At 35.4% G+C, this 288-nt stretch carries 2 rRNA genes; both read right to left on the bottom strand.

What is annotated here, in order from left to right:
* Positions 1-96, bottom strand: a 5S ribosomal RNA gene (gene rrf / locus IC218_RS21705); the annotation flags it as partial.
* A gap of 114 nt (positions 97-210) precedes the next feature.
* Positions 211-288: ribosomal RNA gene (locus tag IC218_RS21710) — 23S ribosomal RNA — on the bottom strand; the annotation flags it as partial.

Below are 288 nucleotides of genomic sequence, written 5' to 3' on the forward strand. Positions count from 1 at the left end.
CCAGGCAGTTTCCCACCAAGTACCATCAGCGCTAGAGAGCTTAACTTCTGTGTTCGGAATGGGAACAGGTGTATCCTCTCTGCTATTGTAACCACATAATCTTTATGCTTAATATTACTATTAAGTTCTTGAAACTAGTAAACTAGATTCTTTAGAGTTAACACTCTAAAAACTACATATATATTTTAATCAATGAACATCAAATAAATATTGGTCAAGTCCTCGACCTATTAGTATCGATAAGCTAAATACATTGCTGCACTTACACCTTCGACCTATCAACCAGAT

The organism is Clostridioides sp. ES-S-0005-03 (assembly GCF_020658455.1).
Lineage (GTDB): Bacteria > Bacillota > Clostridia > Peptostreptococcales > Peptostreptococcaceae > Clostridioides.